At 36.9% G+C, this 19,136-nt stretch carries 17 protein-coding genes and 1 other RNA gene; 14 read left to right on the forward strand and 4 right to left on the reverse strand.

Translation table 11 applies throughout. The features are described from left to right. Positions 1–93 precede the first annotated feature (93 nt). Together BAU17_RS13000 and nth are read left to right on the forward strand one after the other, a co-directional pair. Positions 94–789: a DnaD domain protein gene (locus BAU17_RS13000; protein WP_161903257.1), complete on the forward strand. Its 696-nt coding sequence runs from the start codon at positions 94–96 to the stop codon at positions 787–789. A gap of 2 nt (positions 790–791) precedes the next feature. Next, positions 792–1,454, forward strand: coding sequence for an endonuclease III (nth, locus tag BAU17_RS13005; protein WP_161903258.1), 663 nt, complete (start codon positions 792–794; stop codon positions 1,452–1,454). Between the two features lie 20 nt (positions 1,455–1,474). Here nth and BAU17_RS13010 read toward each other — a convergent pair whose 3' ends face one another. Both BAU17_RS13010 and recU read right to left on the reverse strand, forming a co-directional pair. Beyond that, the gene (locus tag BAU17_RS13010; RefSeq protein WP_161903259.1) at positions 1,475–3,787 is read right to left on the reverse strand and encodes a PBP1A family penicillin-binding protein; all 2,313 of its coding nucleotides are present in this window, start codon (positions 3,785–3,787) and stop codon (positions 1,475–1,477) included. Further along, positions 3,768–4,409, reverse strand: coding sequence for a Holliday junction resolvase RecU (recU, locus tag BAU17_RS13015; protein ID WP_161903260.1), 642 nt, complete (start codon positions 4,407–4,409; stop codon positions 3,768–3,770). The genes BAU17_RS13010 and recU overlap by 20 nt, the downstream gene beginning before the upstream one ends. 61 nt (positions 4,410–4,470) lie before the next feature. On the opposite strand from recU, the gene BAU17_RS13020 reads away from it, so the two are divergent. The 7 genes from BAU17_RS13020 to BAU17_RS13050 all read left to right on the forward strand — a co-directional run bounded on the left by BAU17_RS13020 (position 4,471) and on the right by BAU17_RS13050 (position 9,812). Further along, complete coding sequence (locus BAU17_RS13020; RefSeq protein WP_202622332.1) at positions 4,471–5,025, forward strand: SLOG family protein; 555 nt, start codon at positions 4,471–4,473, stop codon at positions 5,023–5,025. Positions 5,026–5,099: 74 nt separating this feature from the next. Next, positions 5,100–5,513 carry a cell division regulator GpsB gene (gene gpsB / locus BAU17_RS13025; protein ID WP_161903261.1) on the forward strand — a complete coding sequence of 138 codons (414 nt, stop codon included), beginning with the start codon at positions 5,100–5,102 and terminating at the stop codon, positions 5,511–5,513. Between the two features lie 18 nt (positions 5,514–5,531). Further along, an RNA gene (gene rnpB / locus BAU17_RS13030) (RNase P RNA component class B) lies at positions 5,532–5,901 on the forward strand. A 96-nt stretch (positions 5,902–5,997) separates the two neighbouring features. Next, positions 5,998–7,161, forward strand: a complete 1,164-nt coding sequence (locus tag BAU17_RS13035) for a THUMP domain-containing class I SAM-dependent RNA methyltransferase (RefSeq protein ID WP_161903262.1) — start codon at positions 5,998–6,000, stop codon at positions 7,159–7,161. A 13-nt stretch (positions 7,162–7,174) separates the two neighbouring features. Beyond that, positions 7,175–8,674 (forward strand): carboxypeptidase M32, encoded by a 1,500-nt coding sequence (locus tag BAU17_RS13040; protein ID WP_161903263.1) that lies wholly within the window; start codon positions 7,175–7,177, stop codon positions 8,672–8,674. A 56-nt stretch (positions 8,675–8,730) separates the two neighbouring features. Beyond that, a complete protein-coding gene (locus tag BAU17_RS13045; protein ID WP_161903264.1) occupies positions 8,731–9,372 on the forward strand; it encodes an HD domain-containing protein in 642 nt (213 codons plus the stop codon). Positions 9,373–9,452: 80 nt separating this feature from the next. Further along, on the forward strand, positions 9,453–9,812 hold the full coding sequence (locus BAU17_RS13050; RefSeq protein WP_161903265.1) for a hypothetical protein: 360 nt from the start codon (positions 9,453–9,455) through the stop codon (positions 9,810–9,812). A gap of 53 nt (positions 9,813–9,865) precedes the next feature. On the opposite strand, the gene BAU17_RS13055 is transcribed toward BAU17_RS13050, so the two are convergent. Then, a complete protein-coding gene (locus BAU17_RS13055; RefSeq protein WP_161903266.1) occupies positions 9,866–10,192 on the reverse strand; it encodes a hypothetical protein in 327 nt (108 codons plus the stop codon). Positions 10,193–10,270: 78 nt separating this feature from the next. On the opposite strand from BAU17_RS13055, the gene BAU17_RS13060 reads away from it, so the two are divergent. Then, the gene (locus BAU17_RS13060; RefSeq protein WP_161903267.1) at positions 10,271–11,419 is read left to right on the forward strand and encodes a VanZ family protein; all 1,149 of its coding nucleotides are present in this window, start codon (positions 10,271–10,273) and stop codon (positions 11,417–11,419) included. Between the two features lie 59 nt (positions 11,420–11,478). Beyond that, positions 11,479–12,825, forward strand: coding sequence for a DEAD/DEAH box helicase (locus tag BAU17_RS13065; RefSeq protein WP_161903268.1), 1,347 nt, complete (start codon positions 11,479–11,481; stop codon positions 12,823–12,825). 37 nt (positions 12,826–12,862) lie between these two features. Here BAU17_RS13065 and BAU17_RS14305 read toward each other — a convergent pair whose 3' ends face one another. Continuing rightward, positions 12,863–13,777 carry a DNA-deoxyinosine glycosylase gene (locus tag BAU17_RS14305; RefSeq protein WP_337248046.1) on the reverse strand — a complete coding sequence of 305 codons (915 nt, stop codon included), beginning with the start codon at positions 13,775–13,777 and terminating at the stop codon, positions 12,863–12,865. A gap of 86 nt (positions 13,778–13,863) precedes the next feature. Here BAU17_RS14305 and BAU17_RS13075 point away from each other — a divergent pair, with 86 nt between their 5' ends. The 3 genes from BAU17_RS13075 to BAU17_RS13085 all read left to right on the forward strand — a co-directional run bounded on the left by BAU17_RS13075 (position 13,864) and on the right by BAU17_RS13085 (position 19,131). Beyond that, positions 13,864–14,904: a DUF7278 family profilin-like fold-containing protein gene (locus tag BAU17_RS13075; RefSeq protein ID WP_161903269.1), complete on the forward strand. Its 1,041-nt coding sequence runs from the start codon at positions 13,864–13,866 to the stop codon at positions 14,902–14,904. Between the two features lie 302 nt (positions 14,905–15,206). Next, on the forward strand, positions 15,207–17,849 hold the full coding sequence (gene alaS / locus BAU17_RS13080; RefSeq protein WP_161903270.1) for an alanine--tRNA ligase: 2,643 nt from the start codon (positions 15,207–15,209) through the stop codon (positions 17,847–17,849). Between the two features lie 133 nt (positions 17,850–17,982). Then, a complete protein-coding gene (locus BAU17_RS13085; RefSeq protein WP_161903271.1) occupies positions 17,983–19,131 on the forward strand; it encodes a cation diffusion facilitator family transporter in 1,149 nt (382 codons plus the stop codon). Positions 19,132–19,136: the final 5 nt, after the last annotated feature.

A 19,136-nucleotide genomic window follows, 5' to 3' on the forward strand; every position in this document is an offset into this window, starting at 1 on the left:
CTAGGTTGTAAGCATCTCTATATAGTTTGGTTATTTTGACTATGCTGTAGATTTATAGTATAGATTGTTCAATAAAAGAGGAAGGACTGTACCATGATTTCACTTCAAGAATATTTATCGAAAGGACAGACCGTCCTGTCGAATATTTTAATTGAAAATTACCGTCATTTAGGTATGACGAATGATGAATTTTTGCTCTGGATACAATTGTATCGTTACCATGAAGCAGGGGATGAATTTCCTGATTTGATTCCAATTTCTAAAAATATGGGAATCACACAACAAGATATTTATCAACTATTAAATCAGCTTGTCCAAAAGAATGTGATTATGATTGAATCTAAACGTAGCACAGATGGGAGAATTACGGATTACTATGATTTTTCTCCGATATTTGAGAAGTTAAGAGTACTATTAAAACAGCAACAAAATCAGGCCGAAAATCAACAATTTGAACGACAAGTTCAGCACTTGTATCAAATGTTTGAAGCCGAATTTGGTCGTCCGTTATCACCAATTGAGTATCAACGAATTGGGCAGTGGTTGGAAGAAGATCAGTATCAGCCTGAGTTAGTTCAATTGGCATTAAAAGAAGCTGTTTTGAATCAAGCGTATAGTTTGAACTATATTGATCGAATTTTAATTTCATGGGAACGTAAGAATATCCATTCGACTGCTCAAGTAGAAGAAGAGCAAAAACGCCGAAAACGCCAGTTGCTACAAAAAGCACCTACATCAGAAAAGAAATTACCTAAAATATCAATGCATAATTGGTTAGATGAGGAGTAGCCATGATTAGTAAAGAAAAAACAATGTATGCATTAAGTGAAATGTATGATATGTTTCCTGATGCGCATGGGGAATTAAATTATGAAACATCTTTTCAATTATTAATTGCAGTAATATTAAGTGCACAGGCAACAGATGTTTCTGTTAACAAAGCTACCCCAAAATTATTTGCGTCTTTCCCAACAGCTCAATCATTAGCAGAAGCACCGCTAGAAGATATTATCGATACAATTCGTACTATTGGTTTGTATCGCAACAAAGCGAAAAATATTAAAGCTTGTGCTCAACAGTTGCTTGAACGTTTTGATGGTGAGGTGCCCCAAACTAGAGAAGCATTAATGTCTTTACCTGGAGTTGGTCGAAAAACAGCAAACGTTGTGTTAGGGGATGCTTTTGGTATTCCGGCGATTGCTGTTGATACACACGTAGAACGGATTTCTAAACGTCTGCGCATTTGTAAATTAAATGCCAATGTATTAGAAGTAGAAGAGACGCTAATGCGGAAAGTCCCAAAAGAATTATGGATTAAAACGCATCATACAATGATTTTCTTTGGTCGCTATCATTGTACTGCTCGTGCCCCTAAATGCACGGAATGCCCGTTATTAACAATGTGTCAAGAAGGAAAAGAACGTATGAAAAAAATATCCAAGAAATCATTATGATTTCTTGGATATTTTTTTGATTAATCTTCAGTGGTACTTGTAGCTGGCGGATCTGGTTGACTAGTGTTTTCTGAGGAAGACGGTGGTGGCTGTTCCTCACTACTAGACGGTTGTGAAGGTTGTTCTGAGCTTTCTTCAGGTTCTTCTTCTGGCGTTGTTTCCGATTCAGACGAAGAACTACTACTTTCAGATGACGAGCTTTCTTCAACGGAAGACTCTTTTGTTGAACTTTCAGAGCTAGCTGAACTTTCAGAAGAAGAAGGTTCTTGTGCTGGTTCTGAATAAGAGGACTCAACAGGCATATCATAATAACCTTCTAAATATAATTCATTACCTATTCGAACAAGACCATCAGGCATTTGCCAATCTTCATTTGCAATAGAAGAAGAAACAAATTGCATCAATGCTTTATATACTTCAGAAGCAACCATCGAAGATTCGCTTGTCACAGGCTCAAGTTTATCTGTGTAACCTGTCCAAACAGCCATTGAATAAGTTGGCGTATACCCGACAAAGTTTGAATCTGGAGAAGGTGAATTGACATTGTAACCAATTTTTGCTAATTCATCATCGGTATAGTTAGAGGTACCTGTTTTTCCGGCTTGATATAAACCAGGGATTGCAGCATTCGTACCTGTACCAGAAGTGATAACACCTTTTAAGATATCAGTAATCATATAGGCTGTTGTTTCTTTCATTGCACGTTTTCCTTCGCTACGGAAAGAATCAGCATCTTCGGTACCATCTTGGTAGACAATTTTATTAACATACTGTGGTTTATGATACGTACCACCATTGGCGAATGCAGCATAAGCGGCTGCCATTTTCAAACTAGAAATACCATATTTTGTACCTTCTTGTTTATCTGAGTTACTTGAAATAGCATTCGCAGAAGCAATCGGATCATAATGAATATCTAGACCTTCTAAGAATTTACTTACATTTTCAGGTCCGACTTCTTCAAAAGTTTTGACGGCTGTCGTATTTCGAGATAGAACCAGTGCTTGACGAATGGACATTGCACCCATGTATTGATTATCCCAGTTATTAACAGCAATATTTGTACCTTTATAGTTATAAGGTGCATCAACAACGGTTTTAGCAGTAGAGTAATTCAAGTATTCAATAGCGGGAGCATAATCAGTAATTGGTTTAACTGTAGAACCAAAGTCACGACGGGTATTCACGGCTAAATTTTCACCAAACATTGTGCCTTCTTCTACATTACGTCGACCAATCTGCGCAGCGACTTTACCTGAATCTGCTTCAATTAGAGTAGCAGCAACTTGCATGTTGTCATCGGGATATTGTACATATTGATCTGAGTTGACAATATCATACAAACGTTTTTGTGCATCTAAATCGATATTAGTATAAATATCGATACCTTCTTTATAGATATCTTTTCCTTTTTTCTCTTCAACTTCTTTTAACACTTCAGTTAAATAATTGTCATAGATGGCCCAATCATCATTTTCTTTTTTAATTTCTTGCAGTCCATCGTCGATAGGTGTTGCTATTGCTTCGTCATATTCTTGCTTTGAAATTTTATCATTGTCTAACATTGTCATCAGAACTGTATCGCGACGAGATTTCGCAGCATCTTTATTAACATAAGGATCATAGTAGTTCGGAGCATTTGGTAATCCAGCAACTAGTGCTGTCTGGGCTAAGCTTAACTCGCTAAGTGTTTTGCCATAGAATGTTTCGGCAGCAGTTTCCATACCGTAGACACCATTTGACATATATACTTTATTGATATAGTAAGTTAAAATTTCTTGTTTTGATTTCTCTTGTTCCAATTCAACAGCTAAAACAGCTTCCTGTGCTTTTCGTTTTAAATTTTGGTCCTCAGAGCTAGTAGAGAAGAACGAAAGTTTAATTAATTGCTGTGTCAAGGTACTACCGCCTTGTTTACCACCATTTAAAAGATTGGATACGGCTGAACCAACAATCCGAATGGGATCAACACCGATATGTTTGTAGAAGCGTTTGTCTTCAACAGAGACAATAGCATCTTCTAATTGTTTAGGAATCTCAGTTGGTGAAATCACTTCACGTTTTTCAGATCCATAATCTTGGAACAGTTCACCATTTGCTGCAAAAAATTGAATCGAATTGGCAGATTCTAATTTAGAATCATCTAACGCAGGTGCGTCTTTGGCATAGTACCAAAACAGACCGATTCCTGAAAGGAAGGCAACACAGCCAACGAAGAAAAGACCAATAAAAACTTTCAAGAGAATAGAGCCAACGCGACTTTTCTTCTTTGGTGGGGTCGAATGTCCTTTCTTACTTCTTCGGCGTGTTTCATTATTGGGTTGATTTGCCATTGTTTTTTGTCTCCTTTTCATGTAAATATTGATTCACTGCATCTAAATAAGGGATTCTTGGAGCGATTTTGGGTTTGATTTCAATACCAATTTCTTCAATAAGCGAGAGTGGCAGAGATTTTTTCCCAGTGTGCTGTTGATCCCAATGATGAATCAAATAAGTGCTATCGAGAAAAAAGCAACGCTGCAACGTAGAAAACCATAATAAAACAAAACAAATTCCTTCTTGCTCCAAACATTTTTTCATATGCACAATTTGGTGTGCATGAAAATTTTTAAAAGGAAAAGATGTTTTATTTTTTGTTTCTTTTGCTTCGAAGTCAATGTATTTTCCTTGATAGACACCGTTATAATCGGTTGTAGAAGCTTCCCTGAAGTAGGCTTCCTTAATGACGGCAGCGCTACGTTGGGGGTAATCTACATGTACAATTTGAATTGGGGTGGGTTTTTTATGAATAACCGCTGTCCCGCGACTTAAATAATACGTATTACTTTCATTGATTGCTTCTTCAAAGCGCATGCCACGATTAGCAAAGTTGTTTTTTTTTTCTTTTACTTGCATTTTTTGTTTCTTCATTCCATCATAAGAGATAGGATGACCGTTGGGGTATCGGAAAACCATGTTATTCACACTCCTACGGTATAGTATACCAAAAAGCTAATTAGAAAGAAAAGGGAAGAGTATGGAAACAATTCAAACAATGGTCGTGACAGGGTATCGAAGTTTTGAATTAGGTGTATTTCAAGAGAAAGACCCCAAAATTAAAGTTATTAAGAAAGTTATAAAAATGTCGATACAGCAGTATGTTGAGGAAGGATTAGAGTGGATTTTAATTGGGGGAAACCTTGGAGTAGAGATTTGGGCAGGACAAGTTGTCCTTGAATTACAAAAAGAATATCCGGAATTAAAATTAGGGATTCTTTTTCCTTATGCCGAGTTTGGTGAACAATGGAATGAAAAAAATAAGCAATTATTAGAAGATTTAAAAACACAGGCAAATTTTGTCGACGCAGTCAGTCATTCGGTATATACAAATCCAAGTCAATTAAAAAATCATTCTAAGTTTTTATTAAGTCATTCTGGGGGAGCAATTCTTATTTACGATGAAGAATTCCCAGGAAAAACGCGCTTTTTCCTCGAGGAATCCAAGGAATTTGCAGAGAATAATTCCTTTGTTATTCACCAAATTTCAATGGATGATTTACAAAATACTTTTTTTGATGACGATAGTGTTTGATTTATTAAGAATTTTTGGATAGAATAGGTAAGAAGAGCTAGGATTAGCAGAATCAAAACTAATGAGGTGTAAATATGGCAAATTTAATGTATAGTCCAAAAGATATTTTACAACAAGAATTCAAAACAAAGATGCGTGGGTATGATCCAATTGAAGTGGATGAATTTTTAGATGGTATTATTAAAGATTACGAAGCATATAACAAAGAAATTTTGATGTTGCAAGAAGAAAACGATCGTTTGAATGCTAAAATTGCGCAATTAAGTAAAACCCAAGCAATTAGTTCACGTATTCAAACAGAAGCACCAAAAAGCCAAACAGTAACAAACTTTGATATCTTAAAACGTTTATCAAATCTTGAAAAGGAAGTATTTGGTAAAAAATTAGATCAAGAGTATACTGTAGAAACACGTACTTCAAAACCAGTTAGCGATAATTATACACAAGCTAATGATGACGATGATTTAGAAAAAACACGTCAATTTTAATTAATTGACAACTTTGTGATTTTCGGATAATCGCGGTTTGACTAGATCAAGCTGAGGAAAGTCCATGCTCGCACAAGCTGAGATGCTTGTAGTGTTCGTGCCTAGCGAAACCATAAGCTAGGGTACTTTATAAAGTAACGGCAGGAAAACCGGCTAAGGTGTAAACTATGTCCAAGTATCCTTGAAAGTGCCACAGTGACGAAGCAATAAGGGAAACTTTATTGGTGGAACGCGGTAAACCCCTCGAGCGAGCAACCCAAACAATGGTCGGGGCGCTTATTGTAACGGAAATGAACGGGACAATGAGGCAATTTTGAATTGCAGATAGATGATTATCCATATTATTTTGCTCCCTGTAAAATAATTGGACAAAACATGGCTTATAGAAAATCACAGTTAATCAGGGAATCCTTCCGTTATGGGAGGTTTTTTTTATCATTATTTATGAAAACACAATGAAAATAGCAGATATAAGGAGTAGAAGATGAAAGAAAACCAAACATTCGAACTAGTAGCAACTGCCGCAAGTGGGTTAGAAGCACTAGTTGGCAAAGAGTTGCGGAATTTAGGTATTGAATGCCAAGTTGAAAATGGTCGTGCTCGTTTTAAAGGAACGATGGAAACTATCGCAAAAGCGAATTTATGGTTACGTACAGCAGACCGTATCAAAATTGTTGTTGGAGAATTTGATGCGTATAGTTTTGATGAATTATTTGAAAAAGTCAAAGCCTTACCTTGGGAAGACTTTTTACCGTTAGATGCTGAATTTCCAGTAGCTGGAAAATCAATCAAATCTAAATTGTATAGTACACCAGACTGCCAAGCGATTACGAAAAAAGCGATTGTCAATCGCTTACGTGAGTATTATCATCGTCCAGCCAGTGTGCCATTGGCTGAAACAGGTGCTCTTTTTAAACTAGAAGTGGCTTTGTTAAAAGACCATGTCATGGTGACGTTAGATACTACTGGGCCAAGCTTATTTAAACGTGGCTATCGTTTAGAAAAAGGTGGCGCACCATTAAAAGAAAATATGGCTGCTGCCTTAGTTCAATTAACCAACTGGCGTCCAGACCGTCCATTAGTAGACCCGGTATGTGGTTCAGGAACACTTTGTATTGAAGCAGCATTAATTGGTCATAATATTGCACCAGGTTTTAATCGTGAATTCGCTTGTGAATCTTGGGATTGGTTCTCGGACGATGTGTTTGAAAAAGTTCGTGCAGAAGCTGACAAAGCAGCAGATTACGACGTTGAATTAGATATTACGGGTACAGATATCAATGGAAAAATGATTGATATAGCACGTGCCAATGCAGAAGAAATTGGCTTAGGTGACTCAATTACGTTTAAACAACAAGCCCTAAAAGATTTTAAAACTGACAAAGAGTATGGCGTTATCTTAGCAAACCCACCGTATGGCGAACGGTTAGGCGAAGAAGAAAGTGTTCGTCGATTATATAAAGAGATGGGAGAAACTTTCCGTCCGTTAAAAACATGGAGCAAGTATATTTTAACTAGCGACTTGTTATTTGAAGAATTTTATGGGGAAAAAGCAACGAAAAAACGTAAATTATATAATGGTGCACTACGTACCGACTTATTCCAATATTGGGGCACGCGTCCACCAAGAAAACCAAGAACAGAATAAGGAGTCCTGAGAGATGAAGGAACAAACTTTTTTACAAGAATTAAAAGAAATTGATCTACTGCAACAATCGCTAGCTATTTTAGAATGGGATTCGCAAACAGGCATGCCCGATCAAGCCAGTGATTATCGTAGTGAAGTGACAAGTTATTTGTATGGCAAGTATTTTGAGAAGAAAGTAGGTCCAGTGATTTCCGAGGCGATTACGTATTTTGATGTGCATCCCGAAGAATTATCCGAAGTTGGGACAGCTGCTTTCCGTCTTGTAAAAGAAGAATATGAATTAAATCATGCTGTACCAAATGAGCTGATGACAGCCTATTCAAAAGCAACCTCTAAAGCGCATAGTGCTTGGCAAAACGCCCGTGAAAAAAATGATTTTTCGATTTTTCGTGACGCACTTGCTGAAAATATTCGCTTAACTAAAGAACTGATTCCTTATTGGAGAAAAGATGAGGCAACCGATTATGACGTCTTATTAAATCAATATGAACCAAATATGACAACCGCTATTTTAGACCAAGTTTTTGGGGAAGTACGTGATGGTATCCTTGCCATTCGTCAAACTCTTTCTGAAAAAGGAACAGTTCCTCGCACGGATTTCCTTAAACGAACGATGACTGAAGCCCAACAACGTAAGTTTATCGTTAAAGTCATTGCTGATTTGGGTTATGATATGACAAAAGGACGCTTAGATAATACTGTCCATCCATTTGCCACTGGAATTAATCATCGAGATGTCCGTATTACGACTCGTTGGAATGAAAATGATTTTTCAATGGGTGTTTTCGGTGTCATTCACGAAGCAGGACATGGCATGTATGAACAAAACATTGATGAAAAATTTGAATATACACCTGCCCACGAAGGAGCCTCTATGGGGATTCATGAGTCACAATCATTATTCAATGAAATTATTATTGGTAGCAATCGTCATTTCTGGGAAAAACAATATCCTTATTTCCAAGAATGTGCGGAAGGAACATTTGATGACATTTCGTTCGACGAATTTTACCGAGCGTTGAAATATACGCAAGCGAGTCTGATTCGGATTGAAGCGGATAGTTTAACGTATGTTTTGCATATTATTATCCGGTATGAATTGGAGAAAATGATTTTCAATGGCGAAGTCTCTATTGATGAGTTGCCACAGCTTTGGCAAGACAAGTATGAAGAGTACTTAGGTATTCGCCCAGAAAATGACTTAGAAGGTATTTTGCAAGATGTTCACTGGTCAGGGGCAAGCTTTGGCTACTTCCCATCTTATGCATTAGGATATATGTATGCTGCCCAATTATTCCACGCCATGCAAAGAGAGTTAGATGTGGATGCGATTTTAGCTTCCGATGACTACACACCAATTCAACAATGGTTAACTAGCCATATTCATGTGTTTGGTGCTTCAAAGAAACCAAATGAACTTATTTTGGATGCGACAGGTGAGGCATTAAATCCAACATATTTATTGGACTATTTACGAACGATCTATTTTGATGTTTATCAAGTATCACAATAATAAATAAAGTCTTCTGCAAGTTTTTGTAGAAGACTTTTTAAGCAAAGGGGCAGAATATGGAGCGAATAAATCAAGTGATTGCTTATGCAAAAGAAAAACTACTTGCAGAACAGACCGGTCATGATTTTTTACATGTACAGCGTGTAGCGCATTTGGCAGAGAAGATTGTAGAAGCCGACGATTTAGTGGTCAATCAAGAAATTATGCTCAGTGCAGCTTATTTACATGATGTCATTGATGATAAGGTTGTGCCGGATGTGGCGCGTGCTATCCAAGAATTACAAGTTTTTTTAAGTAATAGTGGCTTTGAAAAAGAAGCGATTGCATGTATTTTAATGATTATTCAAAATTTATCCTTCTCAAAAGAAATGGAAGCTGGCAAACAAGCTTTACCATTAGAAGGTCAAATCGTACAAGATGCCGATCGCATTGAAGCCTTAGGTGCAATTGGGATTTTACGAACAGCTTATTACGGTGGTGGGCATGGACATCCAATTCATGATGAAACACTGGCGCCACAAGAATATAAATCGAAATCAGACTACCGTAAAGGCTCGACGGTGATTAATCATTTTTATGAGAAACTATTTCTTTTACCTGATAGAATGAACACACATGCTGGAAAAAAAGAAGCTATTCGTCGAAAAGAGTGGATGACTCAATTTCTAGAAGAATTTTATTACGAGTGGCGAATTTAGAATTTTTTAATCTAGAAAGCGTATATTTTCCATTTTGAATATTTTTTCTTATAATGAAAGGGAAAGGAGTCGGGCATTGAATGTTTTTTCAGCATATTTTGAAACCACAGCAATTAACCGAGGTCATTAAAAATGTCGAAGAATGCTTATTTGTTATTTCTGCTCAATTATCGAATCGTTCGTATGATGTTGCCGTCTATAAATACAATGAGGAATATTTTGTTTTAGATGATACACGTATTTTTGAACAAATTCGTGGGATAGGCGATGAAGTGCAAGGTGACGAGGAACAAGTGCTTCCTTATATTGAAGCAGCCTTGGAAGAAAATCTTTATTTCGTAGTAAAAGAAGATTATGTTTGTTTGGATTTGACGATTTTATCTCAAATGAAACATGTCGGACTTGTTAATGTAAAATATTATGAATTTATCGATATGTGATAAAAAGCAGGGTACGCTTGTTGACAAACGTTATCCTGCTTTTGAATTGAGGTTTATTTTGCTTGGTAACGAATCGTTTTAATTCTTTTGTAACCGCGATAAGCATTTAAGACTAATAATAAAATGCCACAAGCAAAAGGAATAGCTAGCAGATAGAATGGATAACCATATGTTTGTTCGAGAACTTGTTGCGTGGTATGTTGCAATTCAGTCAATGCTTCTTGGATAACTTGAAAACTAAAAGCACTTAAGAAACCAGCAATAATAAATAAAGCAAATCCGAGATAGGGAATTTGTGATTTCTTTCTAAAAATAGCAAAACCAATATAGAGTATCACAAGAAATGTCGGAACACCGAAAGCAAAAAAACTATTTAACATACGAACACCTCCTTTATTTATGATACTGCAAAAAATTGTATTTGAAAAATATTTAAAAAAGGTGGTTAGAAAACCTGCATGTCAGCATATATTGAACCCATTAAAACAGCAATGCTTATTTTCCCTTTTTTAGCACTTGCTATTTCATCAATTTTCTTTATTATCCAATACCGTCGTTACGGTCGATTCATTTTTTATCGCGCATTGATCTTGTATTCATTTATTTTTTATTTACTGTGTGCGTATTTGTTAGTTATTTTGCCTTTACCACCAATTTCTGAAGTTGCTACGTATACGGGACCACAAATGGAGTTACATTTAGGCGCATCGTGGCAACATTTTATGGCTGAAACAGTGCTGGACGTTCGTCAGCCAGCTACGTATTTGCCAGCAATGAAACAATCTGTTTTTTTGGAACCGATGTTTAATATCTTAATCACAGTACCATTCGGAATGTATCTTCGCTATTATTTCAAGAAATCATTACGAACAACTATCGCATTAACTTTTTGTTTGACGTTATTTTTCGAACTAACTCAATTAAGTGGATTATATTTCATTTATCCGCGTTCGTATCGTTTATTTGATGTCAATGATTTACTTCATAATACGCTAGGCGGGCTTGTTGGATATGCGATTACACCACTCTTTACCTTCTTGTTGCCAACAAGAGAAGAGATGGATGAACGTTCCTTTGAAGCAGGGAAACAAGTTACTTATGTTCGTCGTGCGGTCGCTTGGTTAATTGATTGGGCATTTTTGACATTTCTTTCAACTGGTGTCACTATTATTGCTCGATTAGTGAGCCAAGACTATGCCATAGATTTTTCAAATAATCTTGTCTTTTATTTCGTTGAAATTATTTTGTATTTCATGTTCTTACCAACCTTAACGAACGGGCAAACACTGGGCAAAAAAGCCGTGCGAATTCGATTAATTGAAGAGGGGCAATCAAGAATTCGTTTTCGTGCATTAGCCAAACGTTATGGTTTATTGTATCTTGTATATGTTACTTTGGGGCGGATTGGACTTTGGTTGGCACCAAGTGGGCTAGAAGAAAATTATTTCCAACTAGTCGTCATGCTGATGATTAGTCTATTAATTTGGCTGCTACAAGCTATATTTGTATTGAATATTGCTTGGTCAGTTATCCGTAAAAAACGTCAATTGTTCTACGAAAAACGTAGTCATACTCAGACAATCAGCACAATCGAAAAATCATCATAGGATTATTCGAAACAGTGTGCTATACTTTGAAAGATTCTAAAAAGAAAGCAGGTGCTAAAATGTCATTCAAACGATTTGCATTTCAGCCATTTATTTATGAAGCTCTAGCAGAAAAAAATTTTACAGAGCCAAGAGAGGTACAGGAAAAATTAATTCCTGTCATTAAAAAAGGAAGAAGTGTTGTTGGGCAATCGCAAACCGGCAGCGGAAAAACGCATACCTTTTTACTACCATTAATGGATAAAATTAATCCAGAAAAAGATGAAGTTCAAATTGTGATTACGGCACCAAGTCGTGAATTAGCAACTCAAATTTATCAAGCTGCAAAACAAATTGCCCAATTTTCATCACCAGAAATCCGTGTGACAAACTTTGTTGGAGGAACTGACAAGCAACGTCAATTAGACCGCTTGAGCTACCAACAACCTCATATTGTTATTGGAACACCTGGACGTATTTTAGATATGATGAATGAACGAGCATTAGCTGTTCATACTGCCTTTGCTTTTGTTGTTGATGAGGCAGATATGACTTTAGATATGGGATTTTTAGCGGAAGTCGATCAGATTGCAGGACGTTTGCCAGAAAAATTACAAATGCTAGTCTTCTCTGCAACGATTCCGGAAAAATTACGACCATTTCTAAAAAAATATATGGAGAATCCGCTAATCGAAGAAATTAAAGCAAAAGCAGTTATTTCTGAATCGATTGACAATTGGCTAGTTTCAACTAAAGGAAAGAATACGAATGCGTTAATCTATGATTTGTTAACGGTGGGTCATCCTTATTTAGCCATTGTTTTTGCAAATACGAAAACACGTGTTGATGAAATTACGGATTATCTACGTGAACAAGGGTTGAAAGTCGCTAAGATTCATGGTGACATCCAGCCGCGCGAACGCAAACGCGTGATGAGACAAGTCCAAAACCTTGAATATCAATACGTTGTCGCGACTGATTTAGCTGCACGTGGAATTGATATTGAAGGCGTATCACACGTCATTAATGCTGAAATCCCTGAAGACTTGGATTTCTTTATTCATCGTGTGGGACGAACAGGGCGTAATCAACTGCCAGGAACGGCCATTACCTTGTACGAACCAAGCGATGAACAAGCAATCAATGCTATTGAAGATTTAGGTGTGACTTTCAAACCGAAAGAAATCAAAAACAATGAAATTGTTGACACTTATGACCGTAACCGTCGTAAAAAACGTGAAAAAAGTCGTGACGAACTAGATCCAACAATGATTGGTTTAGTGAAGAAGAAAAAGAAAAAAATCAAACCAGGATACAAGAAAAAAATCCAATGGGAAATTGATAAGAGCAATAAAGCAAAACGTAAAATTGAACGTCGTCAACAAACTCGTACGGCACGTAAGCATAAAAAGAATTCAAATAGCTAGATGAAAAGACATTGGTATGTCTCCTTTTAAAAAACTTTTAGAAAGAAGTCATTACCAATGTCTTTTTCATCTGGATACACAAAATGCCATCTTCTTCAAAAGAGTCAGAGCAAATTTGGTATCCCACTTTTTGATAGAAGGCAACAGCATCTATTTCAGCTGATAACTGTGCATAACGATACCCTTCTTGGAAGGCTTTTTCTTCAAAAACTTTTAAAAGTCTTGTTCCGAATCCTTGCTTTCGATAAGAATGTGCTACACAAAAGCGATCGGGTTGGATAATATCAGGAGAAATAGCTTGGTAGCGAATCGTTGCAACAGGAATGTTTTGCTGAAACAAGACAAAATAATTAGCAGTTAAATCAAGTGCATCAAATTCCCAACATGCTGGAATACGTTGTTCTAAAACAAAAACTTCATAACGTAGGTGATAAGCAGCAGCTTGTAGCCAAGCATCTCTGCCAAAATAGATGGCTTCTTGTGACATTTGTAGTGCATTTGACCAGTCTTTTAAACGTTCTTTTGCTCGACCGTTGTTGGCACCACTAGTTGACAAGCAGTTAATGACTTCTAATTCAGTAAATAAATGATTTTCTTGAATTTCAATCGCTGCTTTTTTGCCATTAGCGATGACCTTTTTTATAGGTGCTTGTGACAAAAGTTTGGAGAAGTCATTGATGGTCGTTTGTTGAAAATGGTGGTCCATGCTTCCTTTTCGTTCAAAGGTATCATACACATCCCATAAACCGATTTTGTGCGCAAGCAAGATTCGGACACGTTCTTGATAATCGAGCGGATCTGTTACACCAAGTGCTTGAAAAATAGTTTTCCAAAATTGGTTACCTTTGTTGGCGTAATATTCTTGTTTTTGTAAAGAAATTTGGCTAGGTGCGCTACCTAAAATTAAGACTTCCGTTGCTTGGTTATAAATGGGAGCAAGTCCTGTTTGCATATTAAATCACCTCAAGAATCAATTTTAATCTAAAGTTTTCAATGGTATACTTGATTGTAGCAGAGAAAATATTGGGGGTAAATCATGTGAATTTATTTGAAGCGTTAGAATGGAGTCAGTGGAAGAACCTAGCGATGGAAATCAAAGTGCAAGTAATTAGCCAAGTCTTGATGTATTTCGTTAGTCCCTTAAAGCAAGTATCGGATGTCGAATATTGTGAGTTTGAATTATCCGGAGTGAAATGCCAAACTTTTGAATGCTCGGTTGATGGGGAACGATTTGTGTTAGTACCTGGAAATAAAGAAGCTATTCTAGGTTGGGATTTAGGGATGCATGGCGTAACTACTCCTTATGAAGTTGAAAAAATCAAGCGGACACCTTACTTTGAACAACTTCAAATGAGTTACCAACTACAAACCCTTGAAGATTGGGATATTTTTATCAACGAGTCTACAAGTAGTTTGCGCAAAGTTGCCATTCCTCCGATGCTTGTTCAAAAAGAAGCATTACCAACTGGAACGACTTATATTGGTGAATTTAATACAATTACAGGTGAGTTTGTAGGCAATGTAGCGCAATTTTCACCAATTGAACAGACGTTTCGCGCTTCTTTTAAACAACCGACTAGTTTCGAAGAAAGTCTGACTTGGCGTTTGGCACCGGAAATTTTTGTAGAGGATGCTTTTTACGCTATCCTTGATCCTGCAACCGAAGCCTATCGTTTATATCGTCAGCAGACATGCAATCTCCAAGAACTTCGCAAGCAGACCCAAGCAGACGTCTTCGACTTATTGACTGAAGATCAATGGGAATACATCAATGGTGGAGGGACACGTAAGCTTTTTCGCTGGGGGAATGAATCAGATAGTCTCTCTGAAAATCAATCCCATCATAAAATGCTGCAAGAAAATATGTTTGGTTTACTCTTTGATATTTCGCGAACTCGTTGGGAAGTAACAGATTCTAATCGATTGAAATTAGAAAAAATGGAACCCACAGGTTTGCCATTGTTTGATAATTTGCCGTTATCTTCATATTATCGTTCAAGGAAAATTCTTTCAGAAGAAGATAAATTACTTCCAAGTGATTTTCTTTATCGTAAAGCCATTGTGATTCGCTCAGAGTAAAGAAAAATCGTTGACAATTCAATGAAAGTTGCATATACTTTGTGGAGTAGAAAAGGTCATGGTCATACGTATCTCTTCTTTACAGAAAACTTTTCATAGCTGAGAGAAAAGTAAGAAGCCGTTTGATTGCTCCCTTTAGAAAATTTGATAGAAATATCAACGCAACTCTGCGTTATAGAGTTTAAGAGGTAATGATACGACATCATTGCAAACAAGGTGGTACCGCGTGTAAACGTCCTTGTCTTGCAATGATGTCTTTTTGTGTAATAAACACAAAGAAAACAACCAAAGGAGAGAAACTGATGAAACAATTAACTAGTGCTGAAGTCCGCCAAATGTTTTTGGACTTCTTTAAAGAAAAAGGACACTCTGTTGAACCAAGTGCTTCACTTGTTCCAGTAGATGATCCAACTTTATTATGGATTAACTCAGGTGTAGCAACCTTAAAAAAATATTTTGATGGCTCAGTTGTGCCTGAAAATCCACGTATTACCAATGCACAAAAATCAATTCGTACGAATGATATTGAGAACGTAGGTCGTACAGCGCGTCACCACACTATGTTTGAAATGCTAGGCAACTTTTCAATTGGCGATTATTTCAAAGAAGAAGTGATTCCATGGGCTTGGGAATTTTTGACATCACCTGAATGGATTGGCTTTGACCCTGATAAATTGTATGTCACTGTCTATCCAAAAGATACTGAAGCAAAACGTATTTGGTTAGAGGTTGTTGGCTTACCTGAAGACCATGTTGTCGAAGTAGAAGATAATTTCTGGGATATTGGTGCTGGACCAAGTGGACCTGATAGTGAAATTTTCTATGATCGTGGAGAAGAATTTAATGATTTAGCAGAAGATGATCCCGAAAATTATCCTGGTGGCGAGAATGAGCGTTACTTAGAAATTTGGAACTTAGTTTTCTCTGAATTTAACCACAAACCAGATGATACCTATGAACCATTACCGCATAAAAACATTGATACGGGGATGGGACTAGAACGAATGGTCTCTATTATCCAAAATGCACCAACCAACTTTGAAACAGATTTATTTATGCCGATTATTCATGCGATTGAAGAAATCAGCGGCAAAGTAAAATATGGGGAAAGCCCAGTAACCAACGTTTCCTTCAAAGTAATTGCTGACCATATTCGCGCATTAGCTTTTGCAATTGGCGATGGTGCATTACCATCAAATGAAGGACGTGGTTATGTTTTACGTCGCTTGTTGCGTCGTGCAGTCATGCATGGACAAAAACTACAAATCACAACCTCTTTCTTGTATAAACTTGTACCAGTTGTCGGCGAAATTATGGAAAGTTATTATCCAGAAGTGTTAGAAAAACGCGACTTTATTGAGAAAGTGATTCGTAATGAAGAAGAACGTTTCCACGAAACAATCAATGAAGGATTGGCAATTTTAGAAGAAGTTATTGCTAAAGTTAAAGAAGCAAACAGTGATACTTTAAATGGGAAAGATATCTTCAAATTATATGATACGTATGGTTTCCCAGTAGAATTAACTGAAGAAATTGCTGAAGAAGCTGGACTAAAAGTAGACCATGCAGGTTTTGAAACAGAAATGGCTGCGCAAAGAGAACGTGCACGTGCTGCTCGTAGCACCGAGCTATCTATGGGTGAGCAGTCTGCATTATTGACAGACATCAAAGTTGAAAGTAACTATATTGGATATGAACAATTACAAGCAGAAAGTGATTTATTGGTGATTGTGCAAGACGAAGCCATTGTTTCAAGCACTTCAGAAGGACAAGCCCAATTAATTTTTGCGCAAACACCTTTTTATGCTGAAATGGGTGGACAAATTGCCGATACAGGTTCTATTTTAGATGCACAAGGACATTTAGTTGCGACAGTTGACAATGTTAAAAAAGCACCGAATGGCCAGTTTTTACACCATGTGACACTTCAAGGAGAAATCAAAGAAGGAACTAGCTACTCATTAGTAGTGGACGTTGCTCGTCACAATCGCATCATCAAAAACCATACAGCAACACACATGTTGCATAAAGCCTTAAAAGAAGTGTTAGGCACTCATGCAAATCAAGCAGGTTCATTGGTGACACCAGGACATTTACGTTTTGACTTCACCCATTTTGGTCAAGTAACTGCCGAAGAGTTACAACAAATGGAACAAATTGTTAATGAAAAAATCTGGGAAGCTTTACCGGTTGTGACTGTCGAAACAGATATCGATACTGCCAAAGAAATGGGTGCAATGGCCTTGTTTGGTGAAAAATATGGTCATGATGTACGTGTAGTCAATATTTCTGACTGGTCAATTGAACTTTGTGGTGGGAACCATGTTACAAATACCGAAGCAATTGGTATCTTCAAAATTGTGTCAGAATCAGGTATTGGCGCAGGCGTTCGTCGTATCGAGGCTGTTACAAGTAAAGAGGCTTATGAGCTATTGCATGAAGAAGAGACACGTTTACGTGAAGTTGCACAAATTGTTAAAGCACCACAATTGAAAGAAACTGTTGCTCGTGTAGAACAATTGCAACAACAATTACGTGATGCACAAAAAGAAAATGAAGCTTTGGCAAGCAAGATGGCAAGTCAACAAGCTGGTGATGTCTTTAAGGACGTGAAAGAAAGCAATGGTATTAGCTATATTGCCGCTCAAGTAAATGTCAAAGATATGAACCAATTGCGTCAATTAGCTGACCAATGGAAACAAAAAAAGACGTCACAAGTCCTAGTTTTAGCGACAGTTGCGAATGAAAAAGTAAACTTACTTGCAGCTGTTAGTCCAGAAGGTTTAGAAAAAGAGCTTAAAGCTGGTGATTTAATCAAAGCTATTGCACCTAAAGTTGGTGGCGGTGGTGGTGGCCGTCCAGATATGGCACAAGCTGGCGGAAAGAATCCAGAAGGAATCCCAGCTGCTTTAGCAGAAGTGACAAACTGGTTAGAGTCAAAATAATGTCAATAACTTGCATCTTTTTCTGAGAAAGATGCAAGTTTTTTCATCGATTTTGATATTATATTTGTCGAAAAGCTAGGTTTCGGGGTAGAATATCAACATATGTGTCAAAAATCAAAGGGGTTCTTTCGATATGATTAAATTTTTTTTGGATAAAGTAACAAAAGGAACGAAAGAGACACAAAGAACAAAAGTAGGCGAATTAGCTGGAATCTTAGGGTTATTATCTAATATGCTATTATTCCTAGGAAAACTATTTATTGGATTGGCTGCCGGTTCAGTTTCAATTATGGCAGATGCGATGAATAGCTTATCAGATACGATTTCATCGGTTTTGACGTTAATTGGTTTTCGTGTGGCTGCGAAACCAGCAGATAGTGAGCATCCTTATGGTCACGAACGTTTTGAATATATTAGCGGATTAGCCATTTCAGTTATTATTATGTTCGTTGGGTTTCAATTTTTACAGACGTCATTTGCGAAAATTCTTCACCCAGAGCCAATCAATGTTTCTTTTTATGTTCTGATTGTTTTACTTCTTTCAATAGCAATTAAAGTTTGGCAAGGTAGAATGTACGTTACCTTAGCACAAAAAATTAACTCGCAAACTTTACGGGCGACGAGTAAAGATAGTTTTAATGACGTATATACAACGGTAGCTGTCTTACTATCAGCATTATTAGAATGGTTTACAAATTGGCGAATTGACGGATATGTCGGTTTCTTATTAGCGTTATATATCTTGTATAGTGGATTTATGATGGTGCGCGATTTTATCGGAGAATTATTGGGGAGTCGACCAGATGATGATGAGATAGCCGCTATGGAGAAAAAGCTAAATTCCTATGCTTCCATTTTAGGATTTCATGACTTACTCGTGCATACGTATGGGCCGAAAAAACGCTTCGCTTCTGTGCATATTGAAGTTGATGCAACGTGGAATCTGACACAAGCACACCAAGTTATTGATGCAATAGAAAAAGATTTTAAAGAAAATTTAGGTGTGGATCTTGTCTGCCATCTTGATCCGGTAGCAATACGCGATATTCGCTATTTGACCATTGCGAATACAATGACAACTATCGTCTTTCATATCGAACCTGACTTAAGGATTCATGATTTTCGAGTGAAAAATGAACAAACACTTCAATTCGATTTAGTTGTACCTGATTATGTGAAGCTAACCGATAATCAATTACAACAAGAAATTCAAGAAGCTGTCTTGAAAACAATTGGTAACTATCAATTGGATATTACGTTTGACCATAATTATTTATTATAAGGAGA

The sequence above is a fragment of the Candidatus Enterococcus willemsii genome (assembly GCF_009933335.1).
Classification (GTDB): Bacteria; Bacillota; Bacilli; order Lactobacillales; family Enterococcaceae; genus Enterococcus_F; species Enterococcus_F willemsii.

Bases quoted from the DNA above. Each gene is read 5' to 3' on its own strand.
- BAU17_RS13000 (WP_161903257.1), top strand. From the start codon at position 94: ATGATTTCACTTCAAGAATATTTATCGAAAGGACAGACCGTCCTGTCG.
- nth (WP_161903258.1), top strand. From the start codon at position 792: ATGATTAGTAAAGAAAAAACAATGTATGCATTAAGTGAAATGTATGAT.
- BAU17_RS13010 (WP_161903259.1), bottom strand. From the start codon at position 3,787: ATGGCAAATCAACCCAATAATGAAACACGCCGAAGAAGTAAGAAAGGA.
- recU (WP_161903260.1), bottom strand. From the start codon at position 4,409: ATGGTTTTCCGATACCCCAACGGTCATCCTATCTCTTATGATGGAATG.
- BAU17_RS13020 (WP_202622332.1), top strand. From the start codon at position 4,471: ATGGAAACAATTCAAACAATGGTCGTGACAGGGTATCGAAGTTTTGAA.
- gpsB (WP_161903261.1), top strand. From the start codon at position 5,100: ATGGCAAATTTAATGTATAGTCCAAAAGATATTTTACAACAAGAATTC.
- BAU17_RS13035 (WP_161903262.1), top strand. From the start codon at position 5,998: ATGAAAGAAAACCAAACATTCGAACTAGTAGCAACTGCCGCAAGTGGG.
- BAU17_RS13040 (WP_161903263.1), top strand. From the start codon at position 7,175: ATGAAGGAACAAACTTTTTTACAAGAATTAAAAGAAATTGATCTACTG.
- BAU17_RS13045 (WP_161903264.1), top strand. From the start codon at position 8,731: ATGGAGCGAATAAATCAAGTGATTGCTTATGCAAAAGAAAAACTACTT.
- BAU17_RS13050 (WP_161903265.1), top strand. From the start codon at position 9,453: ATGTTTTTTCAGCATATTTTGAAACCACAGCAATTAACCGAGGTCATT.
- BAU17_RS13055 (WP_161903266.1), bottom strand. From the start codon at position 10,192: ATGTTAAATAGTTTTTTTGCTTTCGGTGTTCCGACATTTCTTGTGATA.
- BAU17_RS13060 (WP_161903267.1), top strand. From the start codon at position 10,271: ATGTCAGCATATATTGAACCCATTAAAACAGCAATGCTTATTTTCCCT.
- BAU17_RS13065 (WP_161903268.1), top strand. From the start codon at position 11,479: ATGTCATTCAAACGATTTGCATTTCAGCCATTTATTTATGAAGCTCTA.
- BAU17_RS14305 (WP_337248046.1), bottom strand. From the start codon at position 13,777: ATGCAAACAGGACTTGCTCCCATTTATAACCAAGCAACGGAAGTCTTA.
- alaS (WP_161903270.1), top strand. From the start codon at position 15,207: ATGAAACAATTAACTAGTGCTGAAGTCCGCCAAATGTTTTTGGACTTC.
- BAU17_RS13085 (WP_161903271.1), top strand. From the start codon at position 17,983: ATGATTAAATTTTTTTTGGATAAAGTAACAAAAGGAACGAAAGAGACA.